Below are 21,348 nucleotides of genomic sequence, written 5' to 3' on the forward strand. Positions count from 1 at the left end.
ATCTTACATTACCAAATAATCACACGATCTTCTGGTTTTCTCCACATGCCATCTCCTTCTTTGACATCAAAGGTTTCAAAGAATTCGTCAAAGTTTGGCAATTGAACATTGGTACGGAGTTTTCCTGGTGCGTGGACATCAACACTTGCGAGGAGTTGCATGTACTCTGTCCGAGCTTTCATGCGCCAGATGCGAGCAAAGTTGGTGAAGAATTCTTCTGCTGAGAAGTCTGCTTCTTTCTTAGCGGCTTCAAGGGCTGCAGCAATTCCTCCTAGATCTGCCACGTTTTCAGAAACGGTCAATTTCCCGTTAATCTTAGCACCATAAGAGTCTTGCCCTTCAAACTGATCGATGACCTTTTGCGTGCGAGCGGTAAAGGCTTCGTAATCTTCTGGCTTCCACCAGTCTTTCAAGCTACCGTGCTCGTCAAAGGAAGCACCATTGGTGTCAAAGGCGTGGGAGATTTCATGGGCAATGACCGCACCGATTCCGCCGTAGTTGGCTGATGATGATTGGTGAAGGTCATAGAAAGGTGCTTGTAAAATCGCTGCTGGGAAGACAATTTGGTTTTGTTGCGGATCATAGTAAGCATTGACCATATTAGCTGGCATATGCCATTCGCTCCGATCAACTGGTTGGTTCCACTTGCTCCAAGTATGGGCAATGGAAATTTCGTAAAGGGCTTGAGCATTTTCCACCAAGGTCTTGCTCTCGTCGATGATCTTCTTGGCGTATGTTTCTGGTAATTTTTCAGGGTAGCCGATATGCGGTGTGATGACATTGAGCTTGACAATAGCTTTTTCGCGAGTTTCAGGAGCGAGCCAGTCTGCTTTTTCAAGACGATCCTTGTAGACCTCAATCATGGTCGCTACTTTATGCTCTACGTCTGCTTTCGCTTCTGGTGAGAATTTTTCACCCGCATACCAGAGTCCAAGCGCTTGGCTATATGGTACTTCTGCTAATGACAAGGCCGCCTTTTCTTTTGGACGAGGTTCTGGAATACCTGCAATCGTACGACCATATTCACCAGCCAAGACACGGATTTCTTCGGTCAAGAATAAAGTCCAATCTACGGCTGCACTGAGTTTCAATCTTGCATGAATAGTTTCCCAGTTGGCTGCTGAATAGAATGTTGGTGCGAATTCCTTCCAGAAACGCTCTTCTGGAACGATGATTTTATCCGGAGTTTGTCCGATCACTTCTGTAAAGAAAGTATCGAGTGGCAATTCTGGAACCAAGGCCTTGAAATCTGCCCACTCATAAGGATGGTAGAGTTTATTGTACTCGGATCTTTCTTCATTTGACAAGATATATTTGGCCAATTCTGCATCCGACGCAATGACCTTATCCAGGATATCTTTGATTTCTGCCTCTGAGAATTCAAATTTAGGTAAAAGTTTTTCCATCATTTGGCGCCAGATAGCCAGTAATTCTGGGCCTTTTTCGTTACCTTCTTCATAGTAGGTCGTATCTGGCAAGATATGAGCCGGCGCTTCTCCCCACAAGACATTCATTTGGGCATTCATAAAGTCTGGTGACACGCTAAATGGCATGAGATTTGGTTTGCCAGCTAGCTCATAGGTACCCAACTTGCTGGTATAGTCTTCAAAGGAAGATAAGGCCTTGATTTCGTTGATCAGGGGCATGACTGGGGCAACACCAGCTACTTCCCGTGCATCAAAATCTGCCACCATTTTGTGGTATTTGACAAAATTTTGCAGAATACTGTCTTCTGGCAATTCTTCTCCTCTTTGCCATTTTCCGGTAATATCCAACATCAAGTTTTCGATATCTTGGATCAAGTCCATAAAACCACCGGTTGACGGTTTGTCATCTGGAACCACAGCTGCCTCAGCCCATTTCCCATTGACATAATCATAAAAATCATCTTGTAAACGTACCATGATCTTCTCACTTTCATTCTTTTCTATTAACCTTATCAAAAATAGGTCTATTTTTCAATGATTACAAGCGAGTTAATCTAAATTATTTCAAAAATTAACTTGACTTAATTTTTTCATTCATGTATATTAATGTTAAAGGAGAAAAATCATGATTCAAATTGAACATCTAAGTGTTGCTTACCAGCAAACACTGGCCTTGGAGGATCTTTCCCTCACCATCCAGGGTCCAACCATCCTAGGCATTCTTGGACCCAACGGAGCTGGAAAATCAACCCTGATCAAGGCCATGCTAGGACTTCTCCCTCATTCGGGAAAGGTCCTGCTCAATCAAAAAGATATCGGCCAAGCTCTTCAACGAGTGGCCTACGTCGAACAAAAGACAGCTATTGATTTCCACTTCCCCATCACGGTGCGGGAGTGTGTCTCACTAGGACTCTATCCCCATCTTTCGATCTTCAAGCGAAAAAGCAAAGAGGATCTGAAAAAAGTGGAAAATGCCTTGAAACTTGTCAATCTTCTTGATCTAGCGGATCGCCAGATTGGCCAACTTTCAGGAGGGCAATTCCAACGGGTCCTAATCGCCCGCTGCTTGGTTCAAGAAGCAGAGGTCATCTTTTTGGATGAGCCCTTTGCTGGGATTGACTCCGTTAGCGAAGACATCATCATGCAGACACTCCAAACCTTGAAAAAGGAAGGCAAGACCATCCTGATTGTCCATCACGATCTGAGCAAGGTCCCAGCTTATTTTGACCAGATCCTGCTCCTTCATCGCAAACTGATTGCTTTTGGGAAAACAGAGGAAACCTTTACCAAAGAGAATCTTCACGCAGCCTACGGTCATGAACTTTTTATAGGAGGTGAAATCAGATGATTGCAGAATTTATCGATGGATTACAACAATTTCATTTCCTCCAAAACGCTCTCATTACAGCTATTGCCATCGGGATCGTCGCTGGCGCTGTCGGATGCTTCATTATTTTGCGAGGCATGTCTCTCATGGGAGATGCCATCTCACACGCGGTCCTTCCAGGTGTGGCCCTTTCCTTTATCCTGGGCATCAATTTCTTTATTGGCGCCATTGCCTTCGGGCTTTTAGCTTCCATCCTGATCACCTATATCAAGAGCAACTCCATCATCAAGAGCGACACTGCGATTGGGATTACCTTTTCTTCTTTCCTCGCCTTAGGAGTCATTCTGATCGGAGTCGCTAAAAGTTCCACCGACCTCTTCCACATCCTCTTTGGGAATATCTTGGCCGTGCAAGACCAGGATATGTGGATGACCATTGGTGTTGGGGTAACCGTATTACTGGTGATTTGCCTGCTCTTTCGTCCCTTACTGCTCACATCTTTTGATCCTGTTCTGGCTCAATCCATGGGCGTCCGGGTCAAGATCTATCACTACCTCCTCATGGTGCTCTTGACCTTGGTTTCTGTCACTGCTATGCAGAGTGTCGGGACCATTCTCATCGTCGCCATGCTCATCACACCCGCTGCGACAGCCTATCTCTATGCCAATAGCCTCTGGTCCATGATGCTCCTTTCATCGGGATTAGGTGCTCTTGCATCCATCCTGGGACTCTTTATTGGCTATAGCTTCAACATCGCCGTTGGGTCTTGTATTGTCCTCACTTCTGCAATATTCTTTCTCATCAGCTTCTTTATCGCTCCTAAGCAGAGAAAGAACAAGCACGCTCTTTCGCCTCATTAAAGGAGAAACACATGAAAAAAATCACTTCTGTCCTCGCCCTCTTTGTGGCACTCTTATTTGGTCTTATGGCCTGTAGCAAAGACTCTTCTTCCAAGTCCTCATCCGATAAATTGAAGGTGGTTACCACCAACTCCATCCTTGCCGATATGACCAAAAATATCGCGGGGGATAAAATCGAGCTACACAGTATTGTCCCTGTCGGTCAAGATCCCCACGAGTACGAACCACTCCCAGAAGATGTCAAAAAAACTTCACAAGCAGACCTGATCTTCTACAATGGGATCAACCTCGAAACGGGTGGTAATGCTTGGTTTACTAAATTGGTCAAAAATGCCAATAAAGTAGAAAACAAGGATTATTTCGCTGCTAGCGATGGCGTAGAGATCATCTATCTGGAAGGCCAAAACCAAGCTGGAAAAGAAGACCCTCACGCTTGGCTCAATCTCGAAAATGGAATCATCTACGCTAAAAACATTGCCAAACAATTGATCGCCAAAGATCCAAAAAACAAGGACTTCTACGAAAAAAATCTAGCAGCCTATACTGAAAAACTCGGTAAGCTAGACCAAGAAGCCAAGCAAGCATTCAAGAACATCCCAGAGGATAAGAAGATGATCGTAACCAGTGAAGGCTGCTTCAAGTACTTCTCCAAAGCCTACGGCGTCCCATCTGCCTATATCTGGGAAATCAACACTGAAGAAGAAGGGACACCTGAACAAATCAAAACACTGATGGAGAAATTGCGTCAAACCAAAGTACCGTCCCTCTTTGTCGAATCCAGTGTCGATGAGCGTCCTATGAAAACTGTGTCTAAGGATACCAATATCCCTATCTTTGCAAAGATCTTTACTGACTCGATTGCTAAAGAAGGGGAAGAAGGCGACAGCTACTACAGCATGATGAAATGGAATTTAGAGAAAATCGCAGAAGGTTTGAACAAATAAGGTTTCAAACTCATTAGATTCTCAAACAAATCAGTGGCTCTTCCCCCTTCATTGATGTACAATGAAAAGAAAAAAGGAGTCTTTGCTATGACAACATTTTTAGGAAACCCTGTTACCTTCACTGGATCTCAACTTCAAGTTGGCGATACTGCTCACGACTTTTCACTGACTACACCAAACTTGGAGAAAAAATCTTTGGCTGATTTTGCCGGGAAGAAAAAAGTCCTCAGCGTGATCCCATCTATTGACACAGGTATCTGTTCCACCCAAACACGTCACTTCAACCAGGCCCTCTCTGACATGGAAGACACTGTGGTCTTGACCGTCTCTGTCGACCTTCCTTTCGCTCAAGGCAAATGGTGTGCTGCTGAAGGGATCGAAAATGCCATCATGCTCTCAGACTACTTCGACCATTCCTTTGGGAAGGCTTATGGCCTCTTGATCAATGAATGGCATTTGCTCGCACGCGCTGTCTTGGTCCTAGATGCAGATAACAAGGTCACATACGTTGAATACCTCGACAACATCAACAGTGAACCAAATTACGACGCTGCAATCGAAGCCGTCAAAGCACTTGGATAAAGTAAAAAGAGGTCTAGACCTCTTTTTACTTTATCTATAAAATCTGTTCAGAGACTTTCCTTAGGTGAGTTTCTAAGAGGCCTTTGTCTTCAATCCGAAAGAGGACTACTATAAAATCCGATGGAGTCCATTCTGGAGGAGGACTCGCCAGCGTAGGCGTGGGATGCCTCTGAGGAAACTCCGCACGCGCCGTGCTACCTGTTGCTTGTAGCTCTTACCACCTTGTGCAAAGGTTCCCTTCCGGCTCCAATAGCCCTGCTCTCCGCGGTCATTCTTCGGAGCTAGATAGCGAATCCCCTGCTGATAGAGGACCTTCTTGCGAAAAGCTGGATCCCACGGTTTAACGGGATCGATATCCAAGTCCTTATGGGTATGTCCTCTAGCTAAGCCATAGTTGAAACTGGCTCCATTGACAATGCCATTTTCAGAAATCTGATTCGGATCCACTTCGTTGAGAAACTGGCCACCCTGATCCAGGATATACTCTGTATGAAAGTTGAGCAAGACCTTAAAATTCAATTGGGCCTGAGCACGAGATGGGAAGGCGAGTTGGCCGTCTTGATCCACATAAACCTTATTGTGGAGACGAGCCGCTGCATAAGCATCGATTTTGATCCCTTTTGTCTCCTGCAAGTAAGCTTGTAGCGCTTCTTCATCCGTCTGCCCCGCTCTGGCATAATGCTCCCGAATCCACTGGGCCTGGTAGGCAGAGAGCAAATAGCGGAACTGGTGGATCTGGCGTTTTAAGAGCTGGTCTCCCTCTTTGCTAGCTAATGGATCCTGAGCAAAAGCTACTTGGACCACTCTTGAGAAAGAGGACCAAAAAGGTGAATGAGGTGGGCAAGCTGGAGCCATTCTACTTAGAAGAAAAGCTGTCTCTTCACAAGTTCCAGACAAGTCACTTGGCATGAGAAGAATTTTCATGACTCCCCTCAGCAAGTCTTGAGCAACAGCTTCATCCATATTCTGAAGTTCGTGAAACCACATTTTTTGAAATAGAGGACTAGCAAAGAAAAAGACAGACTGGTATTGTTCTTGGTAGGCTTGTACATCTTTGTATTCCTGCAAATATTTCTCTAAATAGGCTAAACTATTCTCCCTCCACCCTAGTCTCGCCAAGTCCTGTCTGTTCATAATGCCGTCCTTTCTATGCTACTATACTACCATCTTTTGGAGCTTGAGACAATTCTCATTACTCCGCTAGCGTTTTTGAGGATTTTTTTGATATACTAGAAGTGAGCGAAGAAAAGAGGAAAGCATGACACCAAACAAAGAAGATTACCTCAAGTGCATTTACGAAATTGGCACAGAAGTAGAAAAAATCAGTAATAAAGAAATTGCCAGTCGCATGCAGGTCTCTCCACCCGCTGTGACCGAGATGATTAAGCGCATGATCTCTGAGGGTCTCTTGGTGAAGGACAAGTCTCGTGGGTATTTGCTAACAGATCTAGGCTCGCAATTGGTCTCTGATCTCTACCGCAAGCACCGCTTAATCGAAGTATTCCTTCTGAAGAACCTTGACTATACCACCGAGGAAGTCCACGAAGAGGCAGAAGTCCTCGAACATACCGTTTCTGAACATTTCATTGACAAGCTTGATTACATGCTTGGAAATCCTAAAACCTGTCCTCACGGTGGGACAATTCCACCCAAAGGACAACTTCTCATCGAGGCTTACCAGGACCGTTTGAGTGATGTCAGCGAACCGGGAACCTATCGTTTGCGAAGAGTCCAGGATAGCTTTGAATTGCTGAATTTTTTAGACCAGATCCAGCTGACCATTGGAGATGACATTCTCTTCAAAGGCTATGATGATTACACCGGCCTCTATCAGCTCCAGATCAAAGACCAAGACATCCAAATCAATCACCTGATTGCCCAACAACTTTACATAGAAAAACATGCCCTTTGATGAAGGGCATGTTTTTTTCTTTCTATGGATTTTTCGTATCGAGGATGATGGTCACTGGGCCATCATTGATGAGTTCAATTGCCATATCTGCAGCGAAGATCCCTCGTTTGACAGGGACTTCCTTTTCCAACAAATCATTAAAATCATCATAGAGCTGGCTGGCCATCTCTGGATTGGCTGCCCCAATAAAGGCTGGACGATTGCCTTTTTTTGTCTGGGCAAAGAGGGTAAATTGAGAGATCGAGAGGATTTCTCCTTGAATATCCTTAACAGATAAATTCATCTTCCCATCTTCATCCGAGAAAATTCGCATTTGCGTGACCTTTCGTACTGCGTATTCCAGGTCCTTTTGGTCATCCTCAGGACCCACTCCCACCAAGAGAAGAAGTCCTTCTTGAATCTGACTATAAACTTGACCGTCAATAGAAACCGAGGCCCTTTTGACCCGTTGAATTACTAATTTCATCTTATTATCCTATTTATACAATCTATTGGGCTCACCACTAAGCTTCAAAGAACATCGACTTCAAATAAGGCGATGAAAAGCAGGCAACTATTTTGAAAAACAGGGGCTGTTCCGTTGCTTTTAGGGCAAGGCAGCGAGACGAAGACAGCACTGAAGTACGGCAAGGAGAGCTACCAAGCAATAAAAGAGTTCTGACCACGCTCCTCAATCTTCAAAGAACATCGACTTCAAACAAGGCAGTGAAAAGCAGGCAACTATCTTGAAAAACAGAGGCTATTCAGTTACTTTTAGAGCAAGGCAGCGAGACGAAGACAGTACTGAAGTACGGCGAGGCGAGCTAACGAAGCAATAAAAGATAACTGAGCAGCCGACTAGCCGTTGGTACGCTTAACAGAGTATACCTCCGGCACACTCTTAATCTTATCCACAACCGTTGTCAACATAGACAGGTTTGGAATCCCGAAGGAAATGTGGATATTGGCAAATTTCATATCTTTGGTTGGTTGGGCATTGACAGTTGAGATCATCTTAGCCGTATTAGAGAGGACTTGAAGGACATCATTGAGAAGGCCTGCACGGTTGAGGCCGTAGATATCGATATGGGCGATGTAATCCTTGGTCGTGTTATTGTCTTCCCACTCGACGTCGATCAAGCGTTGCTCGTAGTTGTCTTGGGCCCGCAGATTCATACAGTCTTGACGGTGAATGGCAACCCCACGTCCTTTGGTAATGTAACCGACAATTGTATCTCCTGGGACGGGATTGCAACACTTAGCAATCCGGATCAAGAGACCAGAAGCCCCTTGGATGACCACGCCACCTTCATGGCGGACCTTGAGGGTGTCTTTTTTGTTTTCAACCTTGACTTCGCCGCCTTTGACCAGCTCTTCAGCTTCTGCACGCGCCTTGGCCTTTTCCTCTTCTCGACGCTCTTCCTCCGTCAAACGATTAAAGACAGAGATGGCTCCGATTTCTCCAAAACCGATGGCCGCAAACAAGGCCTCTTCGGTCTTGTAGCTGGTCTTTTGCAAAACCTTGTCCATGTGCTTCTTATCCATGAACTTGTTGGCTACCAAGTCATGCTCGTGGAATTGTGCCATCAAGAGGTCACGACCACGGTTAATAGACAATTCCTTGTCTTGGTTCTTAAAGAATTGACGGATCTTGTTGCGCGCCTTGCTGGTCTTGACAATAGTTAGCCAGTCACGACTCGGACCAAAGGAATTGGCATTGGTGATAATCTCCACCTGATCCCCAGTCCGAAGTTTAGTATTAAGAGGTACCATCCGGCCATTGACCTTGGCACCTATGGCTTTTTCTCCAACCTTGGTATGGATCTCATAGGCAAAATCGATCGGTCCAGAATCTTTGGGAAGCGAGCGCACGGTTCCGTCTGGTGTGAAGACATAAATTTCTTCCGCTAGAATATCTTCTTTTACATTTTCAACAAATTCTTTGGCATCACCTGATTGGTCTTGGAGCTCCATCATCTCTTTGATCCAGTTCATCCCAATGGCAGATTCCTTGCCGTTAACCTGACCTTTGATCCCTTTTTTGTAAGCCCAGTGAGCGGCAACCCCGTACTCGGCAACCTCGTGCATCTCCTTGGTACGGATCTGGAACTCAATCGGTCCTTTAGGGCCGTAGACCGTCGTATGGATGGACTGGTAGCCATTGGCCTTCCGGTTGGCAATATAGTCCTTAAAACGCCCCGGCATCGGTTTCCAAAGTTCATGGATATAACCCAGCATGGCATAGACATCACTTGGAGTATCCAGGATACAGCGAATGGCAATCAAGTCGTAAATTTCATCAAAGCGTTTCTTTTTATCCTGCATCTTGCGGTAGATGGAGTAGATATGCTTTGGTCGGCCATAAATTTTTCCATGCAAATGGCGTTCCCCTGCATAGGTCTCAATCTTGTGGACGACTTCTTCCACCAACTCTTCTCGCTCACGACGCTTTTCCTTCATCATGTGAGAAATCTTGTAGAATTCTGTCTCATTCAAATAACGGAAAGACAAATCCTCAAGCTCCCACTTGACACTGGAAATCCCGAGACGATGGGCTAGTGGCGCATAGATCTCCATGGTTTCGCGAGAAATGCGTTCTTGCTTATCCTTGCGCAAATGCTTCAAGGTGCGCATATTATGCAGGCGGTCAGCTAATTTAACCAAAATCACGCGAATATCTTGAGACATGGCCATAAGCATCTTGCGATGATTTTCCGCCAATTGCTCTTCGTGGGACTTGTACTTGACCTTCCCGAGCTTGGTCACCCCATCGACAATCACGCGCACATCATGACCAAATTCGCGTTCTAAATCATCTAAGCTTGCATTCGTATCTTCCACGACATCATGCAAAAAACCACAGGCCACCGTTACAGCATCCAGTTTCAGCTTGGCAAGAATTCCTGCCACTTGAATGGGATGAATGATGTAAGGTTCACCAGACTGACGAAATTGACCACTATGGCAATCAAATGCATAGACCAAAGCCTTTTGCACAAAAGCAACATCCTCAGGTGATAAATATTTTTTTGTAAGGGCAACGACTTGGTCCCCAGTTAAATTCTCTTCTTTTGGCATTCGTTTTCTCCAGTTTCTTGGATACTATTTTAACACTTTTAGAAGCAGATGGGAACCAATGAAGTTACTTTAATATACGGATCTTACTTAGCCTGGCAAAACTCTTTCAAAGAATGTAACTCAGCTTTCTTTCTTCCAACGCCTTCTTTAACAGAGTTTGAAAATTTTCCAGCCAAATCCTTATCAATACTTCCAATGACCTGATCTAGAGAACTTTCAAGTTCTGTTAAACTCGATGAAATTCTACTTTTTATACCTTGTTGATCAATTGCTCCCTTGGTTAATGCAAATTTCCCCATAAATCTAACACTAATGATAGCCGCCATGTAACGCTTATCTTCATAAGTAAGATCATTTAAAACATCAATTTTCGACATACAGTTCCTTTCTCAATCTTTCAATATCCTTGGCATATTTTTCAGAAACCAGCTGTAGTTCCTTTTGTTTCAGCTGATGTATTTCCTCAATATGAGCTAGTTCTCCATAGTAGTCCGAATTTAATTCCTCATAAACATCTGATAATTCCTGAAAATAATCCGATAGGCTGTCCGTACTTTCCATCGTTTTAGAGAAATATGTAACTTCCTCTTCCATCATTTCGATGTTCTGTTTTGTAAAGCAGAACTGGTCATGGATCTGATGCATTCTATTTTCCAGTTTTTTCATCTCCATTTTCAATTCTTCTTCAGTCCTATTCCATTTTTCTTCCACTTTTCTAATCGCATTAATACATTTAAACTCGTTGTTTCCCATTCTTTACCATTGCAATTGAAGTTGGCTTGCTAGAGCAATATCTGTAGCTGCAACAGTTGCAATCCCTTTCGCTATGTCTGTTGATAGACTAAAAATACTATCCTTTATTTTTAGAGTATCTTTTTTAATTTTCTCTAATTCTGTGATGCGATTGATCTCAATCGTTTCTTTTGTTGCACCAACTTGAGCAAGTGCATTGACGATATCACTCTCTGTACATCGGCTTCCGGATACAGTTGAACGGCAAGAGGCTAATAATGTATCCCAAGTCCCTTTCACATCCGCAATACCGAAATCACAGACAGCTAAAATATAATCTGAGGCAATGAGAGCAAACTCCTTCAACGATTCCACTATTCTTATGGCCTGAATTGTGTCCATGGAAATGAGATCACGTCCGGAAAGCCCTCTCTTTTTCCAAGATTCCAATGCTTGTTTCTTTAACTGCAGTTGTTCTTTCGCCTGCTTTACTCGAGCTAATCGATAGTCATCTAAACTTTCTTCTTTGACGTTCAAGTAGCCAGCCTTGTAGTCGTAACCTCCCCACATGTGTTGTTTTCCTAAATCGCCTACATCCTTACTGTCAATTCGAACAAGTGTCCCAACAACACCCTCGTTCCCTTCTTTAGAATGTTCCCATGTAACAATGTCTCGCTTGTCTATATAATTATATATTTTATATTTAATCTTATCGACCTGTTTCTTTTCCTCATCGCTTAAAAGTGGATAAAGATTGGGTGCTTCATATATATAAGCCCCATCCACTCTATTTAAATACTTATCTTCCAAAGATCCAAGTGAAGCTTGGAGATTTAAGCCTCCTAAAGAATGAGCATAAAATTTGAAACGCGCATTCGGATATCTATCCATTGCTGCTTTTACTTCTTTCGAAGCCGCGTCAAGCTGGGAAATTTTTCCCGTTTTGATCCCAAGTCTCTTGGCCATTGATATTTGTATTGCAGTTGGAGCATCGGTGAGCACCCAATCTTCTACAGCTCCCCTGAAATTTTGATCAAATTTTGCTTCCGAGCCCTCAAACAAAATGGTTACTTTTTGCACATCCTCTGGTCTGGTTTCCTGAGTGATTTCTTTATCCGTCACAATGTAGCCATTTAAACCAGTTAGGGCTCCTTGCAACCGTGCTTCTAAGTCTTCGAGAGAGGAGACCATATCCTTTTCTGGTGCCTGTCCAAAAATTTCAGAAACATAGCCTATCCTTTTTTCTTTTTTCCCATCACTTTCAATATCAACCTCTTTCCCAACATTGAACTTTGAGTACTCTTTCCACGCAATCCTATTTTTTTCTTGATCAGTATACATCTCTCTTACTCCTTCATCAGTTTTTGAAGACCTATAGAGGCATCCATTCCCACCGACTCAATCGGGCCATCTTTACTAGTCTTCCACAAGCCTAGGCTACCAGTTATCTCTTTATCTCCATTTATGATCACATCAAACATAATTCCCCCCATTGGATTGTGTTCAATCGTTTTGTCATCAATTTCATACGATTGAATCTTTCCTTTTTCTGTAAATGCATTAGGATCTTTCAATTTCAGATCATGTACAATCAGCTTTTCCACTTCCTTACTATGCACGATCTGAACCATTTCATTTTGAAAATCAAGATGGTTTTTTACAAGCATGCCTCCCCATATCAAGACTCCTAGTAGCAACACTCCAAATATATAACGACCAATTTTTCTTTTTTGTTTCATTTTCATCCTCCATAAAGTGCTAGTAGTATCACTTTACACTATTAAGTTTTCAAATTTATTACTCTCACTTTAATAATTCGTAAAAATTTTCGAAAACGTAACATCAATTTCTAAATTTTTTTAAAATTTTGGAACAGATATCAAACCGTATGAGTTACTTTCTCAGATTGATGATTGTTTACCAGCAAACCGAAAGCTTACTCTTCCATCAGTTATTGAAGGCCTTCAGATTCATCCATTCCCACAGATTCAATCGGCCCATCCTCACTATATTTCCTTAATCCCATACTTCCAGTTATCTCTTTATTTCCATTTAGTATCACCTCAAACATAATTCCTCCCATCGGATTGTGTTCAATCGTTTCGTCATCAATTTCATACGATTGGATCTTGCCTGTTTCTGTAAACGCAGCCGAGTCTTTCTGTTTCAAATCATCTACAATTAACTTTTTCACTTCTTGACTATGTACAATTCGAACCATTTCTTGTTGGAATTCCAGATAGTCCTTGACTTTCAACCCAATCCATACTACGAGTCCAAGAATCATCAAAGAAAATATCAAACGGCATCCTTTTCTTTTTTTGTTCATCTGTATCGCCTCCTCACTTTTATCATTCGTAATTTTTTTGAAAACTGAGCCTTTATTTTGGAAAAATTTTTATCAATTTATCATATAGAAAGGATACGAAAACGAATCCATTCCGAACAAAATAAGATATAATAGAAAGACATCATTTTATTTAGGAGGACAACCATGTCATCATTCCGTAAACAGGCTGCCCTATTCAGCCTTGCTGCTGCTTTCTTGGCAACGACAACTGCTCAAGCAGATGAAGCGACGAGCTCAACTGATTCGTCAGCAACTGCTGTCACAGAGGCCGCAACTCCTGCGTCTCCCGCGACTAGCTCTGAAGCATCCACTAGCAATAACACTCCGACTGCTAGCGGAGAAGCCACTGCTACAGCAACCGAAGCGACTCCAGCAGCACCTCAAAATAGCGCCAGTGACGCAAAAGCGAACACTCCAGTTGAGGGGCAAGAAGTCGACGTCCGCATCCTTGCGACAACGGACCTTCATACCAACTTGGTCAACTATGACTACTACCAAGACAAACCAGCGCAAAACGTTGGTCTAGCAAAAACAGCTGTCTTGATCGAAGATGCGAAGAAAGAAAATAGCAACGTCCTCCTCGTTGATAACGGAGATACTATCCAAGGAACTCCTCTTGGTACCTATAAGGCCATCGTCAATCCCATCAAAGATGGTGAGCAACACCCTATGTATGCGGCTCTTCAAAAATTAGGCTTTGATGCAGGAACCCTTGGAAACCACGAATTCAACTACGGACTAGATTACCTTAAAAAGGTCATCTCTACTGCCGGCATGCCGATCGTCAATGCCAACGTCGTGGATCCAAAGACTGGTGCCTTTGTCTACGATCCCTATAAGATTATCAAAAAGACCTATACTGACAAAAACGGTCGTCCAGTCGATGTCAATATCGGGGTAACAGGAATCGTCCCTCCACAAATCCTCAGCTGGGACAAGGCCAACCTCGAAGGCAAGGTCAAGGTCAATGACTCCGTCGAAGCCATCCAAGCCATCATCCCAGAAATGCGCAAAGCCGGAGCGGACGTCGTCCTCGTCCTTTCTCACTCTGGTATCGGAGACGATAAGTACGAAAAAGGCGAAGAAAACGAAGGTTACCAAATTGCCAGCCTCCCAGGTGTTGATGCAGTTGTAACTGGTCACTCACACGCTGAATTCCCAAGCGGAAATGGAACTGGCTTCTACGAAAAATATGCTGGCGTTGACGGGGTAAACGGTAAAATCAACGGAACACCGGTTACCATGGCTGGAAAATACGGCGACCACCTTGGGGTTATCGACCTCAACCTGCGCTACACAGACGGCAAATGGTCTGTTGTTGGAAGCAAGGCTGCTATCCGCAAGATCGACACCAAATCACAAGCAGCCGATGAGCGCATCACCGCTATCGCGAAGGAATCCCACGAAGGTACAGTTAAATATGTCCGCCAACAAGTCGGAACTACTTCTGCTCCAATCACCAGCTACTTTGCCCTTGTGAAAGATGATCCATCTGTCCAAATCGTGAACAACGCACAAATTTGGTATGCTAAGAAGGAATTGGCAGGAACTCCTGAAGCTAACCTTCCAATCCTCTCTGCTGCGGCGCCATTTAAGGCAGGTACCCGTGGAGATGCTACTGCCTACACAGATATCCCAGCTGGACCAATCGCCATCAAGAACGTCGCTGACCTTTATCTATATGATAATGTCACTGCCATCCTTAAGGTGACTGGTGCTCAACTCAAGGAATGGTTGGAAATGTCTGCCGGACAATTCAACACGATCGACCCAATGAGCAAAGAGCCTCAACAGCTTGTCAACCCTAACTACCGGACCTACAACTTTGACGTTATCGACGGGGTGACCTATGAGTTCGACGTAACCCAACCAAATAAATACGACCGCGAAGGAAAAACGGTTAACCCAGATGCTAGCCGTGTCCGCAACTTGAAATACCAAGGCAAAGAAGTAGCTGCGGATCAAGAATTTATCGTTGTGACCAACAACTACCGGGCAAACGGAAAATTCCCAGGTGTTCGCGATGCTAGCTTGAATCAACTCCTTGGATTGGAAAACCGCCAAGCTATCATTAACTACATCTTGGAAGAAAAGAATATCAACCCAAGTGCAGACGGTAACTGGCGCTTTACAGACAGCATCAAGGGGGTAGATGTCCGCTTCTTAACCGCTGACAAAGCTAAGGATCTGGTTGGTAAAGACGGAGATGTTGTCTACCTTGAACCATCTAAACAAGAAGGATTTGGAGAATTCCGCTTTGTTTATGTGGAACCAAAAGTAGAACCTGAAACAAAACCAGAAGAACCAACAAAACCAGAAACAGGAAACCCTTCATTTATCTTTGTACCGAACCATCAGAAACCGGCACAAGATGAAACCATCACCCTGTCTCATAGCCAACAAACCGTTACTCTTCCTGCTCCAAGTCAAGAAGGAGCTCGCCCTGCAGGAGCTCGCCAAGAAACTGCTAAGCCAGTAGTTGCTTCTTCTATCAGCGAAAAAACCTTGCCTGAAACAGGAGAACGTGCTTCCATCTTAGCCCTTGTCGGTTTAGTGATGACCGGACTTGGCTTCCTTCTCCCATCTCGTAAGAAAGAAGAAAACTAATTCTTTCTTGTTCTCATAAAGAAACGCGTGAAGATCTACCTTCACGCGTTTTTCATTAATTCTGTGACAACACTCACTGCGCTAAGGGCATAGAGTGGGGCGGTTTCTGCACGGAGAATCCGAGGACCAAGTCCTGCCAAAACAGCTCCCTTGGCTTCAAAACTTTCAATTTCAGAAGGTGAAAGACCACCCTCCGGTCCAAAGATAAAGAGAACCTTGCTCCCTTTTTCAAGACCACTTACAGCTTGTACAAGAGCAGCGCTTTCGCCTTCTTTGGCTGACTCTTCGTAAGCCACCACGATGCGATCAAACTGGTCGAGTTGGGCTAGAAAGTCTGCCTTTTTCTCAAAAAGGGTAATACCTGGGACAAGATTCCGCTTGCTTTGCTCTGCTGCTCCAAGGGCAATTTTTTCTAGTTTTTCAACCTTTTTGACCAATTTCTTGCCGTCCCACTTGGCGACTGACCAGTCAGCAGGGAAGGCCCAGATATGACTAGCACCCAGTTCCGTCACCTTTTGAGTGATAAACTCCAGCTTGTCTCCCTTGGGAAAGCCTGATGCGATGGTCACTTGGATTGGCAGTTCCACATTGTCATCAAGTTCTTCAACCAATTCAAACTGACGAGCCTCCACATCTAGCACGCGTGCCAAACGCTTGATCCCATCATCAAAGACTAGGGTCACCTGGTCATCTTCTTTCAAGCGCATGACCTGAAACATGTGCTTGCTGGTTTCCTTATCCTCGATAGTGACAGGTGAGCTAGCCAAACTTTTTACAAAATACTGTTGCATGCTAGCCTCCAATCACACCAGAGATATCCTTAGTTTTTTTGAAGACACAGGCATTCCACTCCCCTTGGATCATGTGAGTTTCAAGGAAAAATCCAGCTGACTCAGCCGACTCACGCACCATGTCCCACTTGTCCTTGATAATGCCACTCATGATGAGGTAGCCTTCGTCCTTGACCAAGCGATAAGCATCGTCCGTCAGATGGATAAGGATATCCGCCAAGATATTGGCCACGATAACATCTGCTTCAATCTCCACCCCTTTAAGCAAATCGCCTGGGGCTACATGGATGTTTTCCATGCCCGGGTTGAGTTCAATATTTTCCTGAGCGACACGAACGGCCACATCATCCAAGTCATAGGCGAAGATTTCCTTGGCACCTAGAAGTGAGCTGGCAATAGAAAGGACCCCTGAACCAGTCCCTACATCTAGCACTGTTTCGCCACCACGAAGAACCTGCTCCAAGGCAAAGAGGCTCATCTTGGTTGTTGGGTGCGTTCCAGTTCCGAAGGCCATACCAGGATCTAGCTTGATAATCTTTTCTCCAGCCGTCGCCTCATAGTCTGTCCATGACGGCACGATGGTCAAATCATGGGTAATGCGAGCTGGTTCATAGTATTTCTTCCAGTTGTCCGCCCAATCTTCCTCAGCCAAGGCAGTCGTACCCATCTTGACCTCTCCTAAATCCATAAAATCCGTCAATTCTGCTAAGCGAGCCTGCAAGTCCGCTTCAACCGCTGCTACATCAACCGTTTCCGGGTAGTAGGCCGTCACCACGATTTCTTCTTGCTGCTCGACATCAGGAAAAATCTCACCGAAGCGGTCCACATTGCCCACATAGTCCATGCTGTCTTCAATCGCAACACCCTGGGCACCTAACTCTATCAAGAGATTGGAAACCAACTCCTCTCCCTCACGCTTCACTGTAACTTTTAACTCTTGCCATGTTTCCATCATTAAGATACCAAGCCCGTAAAACACAAAGCCAAAATAGGAAACTCTCTGAAGACGTTTTTGTCTAAGAGAAGTTTATCTTTTTGGCATAGTGTTTAGGGCGGGTTCAGTTTAGAAATTTAACCGAACCGTCCTTTCTATTTCTCTATCAATTTTTTCATGTAGACCATATCCATGCCTTCTTTTTCAGGCTCGATATGGGTTTGATGGTAGCCATTCTTCTCGTAGAACGCGACCATGCCTGCATCCTGTAACACCGTACACAAATCCCATTGTGTGATGGTTGACAATTCCTCTTCTAGCAATCTCAGTCCCTCAGAACCATACCCTTTTCCTTGATACTGGGGCAAAATCGCTGCCGTTCCCAACCAAGCTTTCGTTAACTCGGCATTAGTCTGAACTCGTAAAAATCCGATGTTTTCTTCATCTTCTTTTACAAAGTAGTAATAGCTATTGGGACGTTCGACTAGTTTCCATTTGATTCGTTCACGGTCCTCGAGATAAGGGTCATATTCATCTTGGTATTTGTCATAAACAGCCTTAAAGCTAGCTCTTTGAATGGCAATAATAGTTTCTAAATCCTCTGCTCCCGCTCGAACAAGTGTTATCATAAACCTTCCTCCAAATAATCCCTCAATCTCCCCTGTAGCTGAGGCACTGCCTGTTTAGACTTCAAAAATTCCTCAATAGGCATCAGTTTATAGGCCTGTCCTTCATTCCCAAAGGTAATATTGTCAAATTGTTCTTGTCTTAGCTGACCAACCATAAAGACCGATTGCTTGTCTTTAAAGATTACGCTAGGATAAATCTTGCTCCAAAGCAGACAGTCTTCATCTAAATGAATTCCCAATTCCTCATAAACTTCACGCGCTGCGCACTCGAAAGGGCTTTCGTTTCCTTCACGACCACCACCTGGCAACTCCCACATGTTGGGACAAGGGATATCGTCCTTGTCATCACGTAAGATAGTCAAGACCTTATCCCCACAAATCAAGGCAATCTTGCAACCTTGGAAATCCATTCTGCTATCCAATAATTCCATGATATTTACTCTTTTCTATGATAACAATTACTCTCTAGGAAAATACGAGCTAGCTTTCTTCGATTACTTTTTGGCACTCTGCATCCCAGTATGCTTGCCATCTGCCATGTTTTTTAGCAAAATAAACCGTAAACTCATCATTTACATAATCGGCAACATAGCGAAGATTAGGCGGGTTTTCCTCAAAACTTAATATCCAAGGATGGAAGTAAAAGGTTTTCTCCCACCTCTTCTGAGTATAGCCTAGATCCTTAGCATACTGAGGGATGGGTTGTTGCAACTCGCTTTCCAAATGGGACTGAATGGCATTATCAATACTATTTAAACGAGCTAATAGTTGCTGAAACTGGTCTTCCTCTTCCGTATTAAAACCAACTAGAAATTCAAATTCCGCAAAATCTTCAGGAAATTCAAGTTCTGTGATTTTCCCATCCTCAGCATAGCGTCCTTCCTCATTAACAAGGCGACGAGTTCCTGACTTCAATATTCGCTCGAAATCTAGATCCGCAAAGCGATTGCGGGGAAGAATATCAACTGACGGCTCAGTTTTAGCTGACCTTCTCCTGAAAAACTGTTTGACTTTTTCTAGCATAATCTCCCCCTTCTCCTTGAATTCATTATTTAAAAATGTCCACTTAGAATCTTTTCTAATATCTCGGATAAGGGTAAAAAGTACTTTCTTCTAAGCCAACTTTCCCTTCTTCAAATACTTCTTGGTTCCAGATGATCTCAAAGCTCTCTGCTTCTTCGTCTGCTAAGAAATCCATGAGCTCATCCAAGGCCAACTCAGCTGTATCCCGAAGGAAAGTCGCAAAATAGGCTAGAAATTCACGAGACAATCCTTTTTTAGGCTCATAAGGAATCGCCGTTAAATAGGCATCTTCTTCCACATGCGACTTGGCTGGATTGTAAAAGAGCACGGCTTCTTCAAAGAAAATATCCTCATCAGACTCTTCACCCGCTTCATCAACCAAGGCAACCCCTCCTGTATTCTGTGCTTCCAAGAGGAAAGCCACTTCTACCGCATGGTTTTTCTTATCCCAATTGATCTCAAAATCAAAAGGAAAAACCTTGTCCATCTCCTCTTCTAAAATATCCAAAAATCCATATTTAGACATAGCGTCCTCTTTCTAATTTCCCACTCTTAGAGCGGAATATGATACAATAGTTACTACAATCTTACCATAAAAAACGCCTCTTTGAAAGGAGACAAAGCTAGAAAGGAGAAGGAAATGCCCGACAATCTCGCACTCCGTATGCGCCCACGGACGATCGATCAAGTCATTGGTCAACAACACCTGGTCGGAGAAGGCAAAATCATCCGCCGCATGGTCGAGGCCAATCGTCTGTCTTCCATGATTCTCTATGGACCTCCGGGGATCGGAAAGACCAGTATTGCTTCTGCCATCGCAGGAACGACCAAGTATGCCTTTCGGACCTTTAATGCAACCGTCGACAGTAAAAAACGCCTCCAAGAAATCGCAGAGGAAGCCAAGTTTTCAGGTGGCTTGGTCCTGCTTTTAGACGAGATCCATCGCCTTGATAAAACCAAGCAAGATTTTCTTTTGCCTTTGCTCGAAAGCGGTCTGGTCATCATGATCGGTGCAACGACTGAAAATCCCTTTTTCTCTGTAACACCTGCTATTCGTAGCCGCGTACAGATCTTTGAGCTGGAACCTTTGACGACGGAGGAGGTCAAGCAAGCTCTAAAAACGGCGCTAGATGATCCCGATCGTGGCTTTGACTTTCCTGTCATTCTCGATGAGGACGCTTTGGATTTTATCGCTACTTCGACCAATGGAGATCTTCGTTCCGCCTTTAACTCTCTCGATCTGGCTGTGCTGTCGACCTCTGAAAATGCAGAAGGCATCCGCCATATTTCGTTAGAGATCATGGAAAACAGCCTCCAGCGCAGCTACATCACCATGGACAAAGATGGAGACGGCCACTACGATGTGCTCTCTGCCCTGCAAAAATCCATCCGTGGATCCGATGTCGATGCTAGTCTCCACTATGCTGCTCGCTTGATAGAAGCTGGTGACCTACCCAGCCTAGCTCGTCGTTTGACTGTGATTGCTTATGAGGATATCGGCCTGGCCAATCCAGATGCGCAGATTCATACCGTGACGGCGTTGCAAGCAGCTGAGCGTATCGGATTTCCTGAGGCACGCATTCTCATCGCCAACATTGTCATCGATCTAGCCCTTTCGCCGAAGTCCAACTCAGCCTACGTCGCCATGGATAAGGCCCTGTCTGATCTGAGGACATCTGGCAACCTTCCCATTCCTCGCCACCTCCGCGATGGTCATTATGCTGGAAGCAAGGAACTGGGAAATGCACAAAACTATAAATATCCCCACAACTACCCCGGCAACTGGGTCAATCAAGACTACCTGCCAGACAAGCTCAAACACGCATCCTACTTTATTCCCAATGAAAATGGCAAGTACGAACGTGCTCTCGGAGCTACCAAGGAGAAGATTGACCAATTCAAGAAAAAGTGACATCGGTTTCAAAAAATTAAGATTTTCCCTTGAAATATTTTCAAAATGTGGTATCATATACATATAGAAACGCTGTGGTGTACGACTTCACACTTAAGTGTTGACCGACTATTTTTTGTATTATTAGGGAAACAAAAGACTTCTGGCAGTATGCAGGCCGTTTCACGCGGAAGCAGCTAAGTCAGAGCGAGTTGCCCACCTGCTTAATTGCGCGGGTTCAATACAAATCGTGAAGTTTCGGCACCAATACAGCTTTTTATA

22 protein-coding genes and 1 other RNA gene are annotated in these 21,348 nt (G+C 44.2%); 8 read left to right on the plus strand and 15 right to left on the minus strand.

Annotated elements, in window-relative coordinates; genetic code table 11:
* Positions 1-8: 8 nt before the first annotated feature.
* Positions 9-1,904: a M13 family metallopeptidase gene (locus QM830_RS07445; RefSeq protein WP_414326280.1), complete on the minus strand. Its 1,896-nt coding sequence runs from the start codon at positions 1,902-1,904 to the stop codon at positions 9-11.
* A 148-nt stretch (positions 1,905-2,052) separates the two neighbouring features.
* Here QM830_RS07445 and QM830_RS07450 point away from each other — a divergent pair, with 148 nt between their 5' ends.
* From QM830_RS07450 to tpx, 4 genes are all read left to right on the plus strand, one after another.
* Complete coding sequence (locus QM830_RS07450) at positions 2,053-2,775, plus strand: metal ABC transporter ATP-binding protein (protein ID WP_414326281.1); 723 nt, start codon at positions 2,053-2,055, stop codon at positions 2,773-2,775.
* Positions 2,772-3,614 (plus strand): metal ABC transporter permease subunit, encoded by an 843-nt coding sequence (locus QM830_RS07455; RefSeq protein WP_414326283.1) that lies wholly within the window; start codon positions 2,772-2,774, stop codon positions 3,612-3,614. Before QM830_RS07450 ends, QM830_RS07455 begins: the two co-directional genes overlap by 4 nt.
* Before the next feature lie 11 nt (positions 3,615-3,625).
* Positions 3,626-4,558: a metal ABC transporter substrate-binding lipoprotein gene (locus tag QM830_RS07460; RefSeq protein ID WP_414326285.1), complete on the plus strand. Its 933-nt coding sequence runs from the start codon at positions 3,626-3,628 to the stop codon at positions 4,556-4,558.
* A gap of 87 nt (positions 4,559-4,645) precedes the next feature.
* Entirely contained in the window at positions 4,646-5,140 is a 495-nt protein-coding gene (tpx, locus tag QM830_RS07465) for a thiol peroxidase (protein ID WP_023027611.1), read from the plus strand.
* A 108-nt stretch (positions 5,141-5,248) separates the two neighbouring features.
* On the opposite strand, the gene QM830_RS07470 is transcribed toward tpx, so the two are convergent.
* Complete coding sequence (locus QM830_RS07470; protein WP_414326287.1) at positions 5,249-6,274, minus strand: DUF3114 domain-containing protein; 1,026 nt, start codon at positions 6,272-6,274, stop codon at positions 5,249-5,251.
* A 124-nt stretch (positions 6,275-6,398) separates the two neighbouring features.
* On the opposite strand from QM830_RS07470, the gene QM830_RS07475 reads away from it, so the two are divergent.
* Positions 6,399-7,052 (plus strand): metal-dependent transcriptional regulator, encoded by a 654-nt coding sequence (locus tag QM830_RS07475; RefSeq protein WP_414326289.1) that lies wholly within the window; start codon positions 6,399-6,401, stop codon positions 7,050-7,052.
* A gap of 22 nt (positions 7,053-7,074) precedes the next feature.
* Here QM830_RS07475 and dtd read toward each other — a convergent pair whose 3' ends face one another.
* The 7 genes from dtd to QM830_RS07510 all read right to left on the minus strand — a co-directional run bounded on the left by dtd (position 7,075) and on the right by QM830_RS07510 (position 13,170).
* On the minus strand, positions 7,075-7,518 hold the full coding sequence (dtd, locus tag QM830_RS07480) for a D-aminoacyl-tRNA deacylase (protein WP_414326290.1): 444 nt from the start codon (positions 7,516-7,518) through the stop codon (positions 7,075-7,077).
* 371 nt (positions 7,519-7,889) lie between these two features.
* A complete protein-coding gene (locus QM830_RS07485) occupies positions 7,890-10,109 on the minus strand; it encodes a RelA/SpoT family protein (protein ID WP_414326291.1) in 2,220 nt (739 codons plus the stop codon).
* 83 nt (positions 10,110-10,192) lie between these two features.
* Complete coding sequence (locus QM830_RS07490) at positions 10,193-10,486, minus strand: hypothetical protein (protein WP_009732116.1); 294 nt, start codon at positions 10,484-10,486, stop codon at positions 10,193-10,195.
* Positions 10,473-10,862 (minus strand): hypothetical protein, encoded by a 390-nt coding sequence (locus QM830_RS07495; protein ID WP_414326293.1) that lies wholly within the window; start codon positions 10,860-10,862, stop codon positions 10,473-10,475. The genes QM830_RS07490 and QM830_RS07495 overlap by 14 nt, the downstream gene beginning before the upstream one ends.
* A gap of 3 nt (positions 10,863-10,865) precedes the next feature.
* Complete coding sequence (locus QM830_RS07500) at positions 10,866-12,182, minus strand: hypothetical protein (protein WP_414326295.1); 1,317 nt, start codon at positions 12,180-12,182, stop codon at positions 10,866-10,868.
* A gap of 5 nt (positions 12,183-12,187) precedes the next feature.
* Positions 12,188-12,580 carry a DUF1310 family protein gene (locus QM830_RS07505; RefSeq protein ID WP_414326297.1) on the minus strand — a complete coding sequence of 131 codons (393 nt, stop codon included), beginning with the start codon at positions 12,578-12,580 and terminating at the stop codon, positions 12,188-12,190.
* Between the two features lie 212 nt (positions 12,581-12,792).
* Positions 12,793-13,170, minus strand: a complete 378-nt coding sequence (locus QM830_RS07510) for a DUF1310 family protein (protein WP_414326299.1) — start codon at positions 13,168-13,170, stop codon at positions 12,793-12,795.
* Positions 13,171-13,335: 165 nt separating this feature from the next.
* Between QM830_RS07510 and QM830_RS07515 the strand changes: the two genes are divergently transcribed.
* Positions 13,336-15,798: a bifunctional 2',3'-cyclic-nucleotide 2'-phosphodiesterase/3'-nucleotidase gene (locus QM830_RS07515; RefSeq protein WP_414326301.1), complete on the plus strand. Its 2,463-nt coding sequence runs from the start codon at positions 13,336-13,338 to the stop codon at positions 15,796-15,798.
* Positions 15,799-15,839: 41 nt separating this feature from the next.
* Here the strand turns inward: QM830_RS07515 and QM830_RS07520 are convergent, their stop codons facing one another.
* The 6 genes from QM830_RS07520 to QM830_RS07545 form a co-directional block, all read right to left on the minus strand.
* The gene (locus QM830_RS07520; protein ID WP_414326303.1) at positions 15,840-16,589 is read right to left on the minus strand and encodes a 16S rRNA (uracil(1498)-N(3))-methyltransferase; all 750 of its coding nucleotides are present in this window, start codon (positions 16,587-16,589) and stop codon (positions 15,840-15,842) included.
* Between the two features lies 1 nt (position 16,590).
* On the minus strand, positions 16,591-17,541 hold the full coding sequence (gene prmA / locus QM830_RS07525; RefSeq protein WP_049486462.1) for a 50S ribosomal protein L11 methyltransferase: 951 nt from the start codon (positions 17,539-17,541) through the stop codon (positions 16,591-16,593).
* Positions 17,542-17,678: 137 nt separating this feature from the next.
* Positions 17,679-18,152, minus strand: coding sequence for a GNAT family N-acetyltransferase (locus tag QM830_RS07530; RefSeq protein WP_414326304.1), 474 nt, complete (start codon positions 18,150-18,152; stop codon positions 17,679-17,681).
* Positions 18,149-18,583, minus strand: a complete 435-nt coding sequence (locus QM830_RS07535; RefSeq protein ID WP_031574864.1) for an NUDIX hydrolase — start codon at positions 18,581-18,583, stop codon at positions 18,149-18,151. The genes QM830_RS07530 and QM830_RS07535 overlap by 4 nt, the downstream gene beginning before the upstream one ends.
* Before the next feature lie 49 nt (positions 18,584-18,632).
* Positions 18,633-19,175: a hypothetical protein gene (locus tag QM830_RS07540; protein WP_414326306.1), complete on the minus strand. Its 543-nt coding sequence runs from the start codon at positions 19,173-19,175 to the stop codon at positions 18,633-18,635.
* Between the two features lie 55 nt (positions 19,176-19,230).
* Positions 19,231-19,701 (minus strand): DUF3013 family protein, encoded by a 471-nt coding sequence (locus tag QM830_RS07545; protein WP_414326307.1) that lies wholly within the window; start codon positions 19,699-19,701, stop codon positions 19,231-19,233.
* Between the two features lie 114 nt (positions 19,702-19,815).
* Between QM830_RS07545 and QM830_RS07550 the strand changes: the two genes are divergently transcribed.
* Complete coding sequence (locus QM830_RS07550) at positions 19,816-21,087, plus strand: replication-associated recombination protein A (protein ID WP_368402992.1); 1,272 nt, start codon at positions 19,816-19,818, stop codon at positions 21,085-21,087.
* Between the two features lie 66 nt (positions 21,088-21,153).
* Positions 21,154-21,346, plus strand: a non-coding RNA gene (gene ssrS / locus QM830_RS07555) — 6S RNA.
* Positions 21,347-21,348 lie beyond the last annotated feature (2 nt).

The sequence above is a fragment of the Streptococcus sp. OMI750 genome, assembly GCF_047463895.1.
Classification (GTDB): domain Bacteria; phylum Bacillota; class Bacilli; order Lactobacillales; family Streptococcaceae; genus Streptococcus.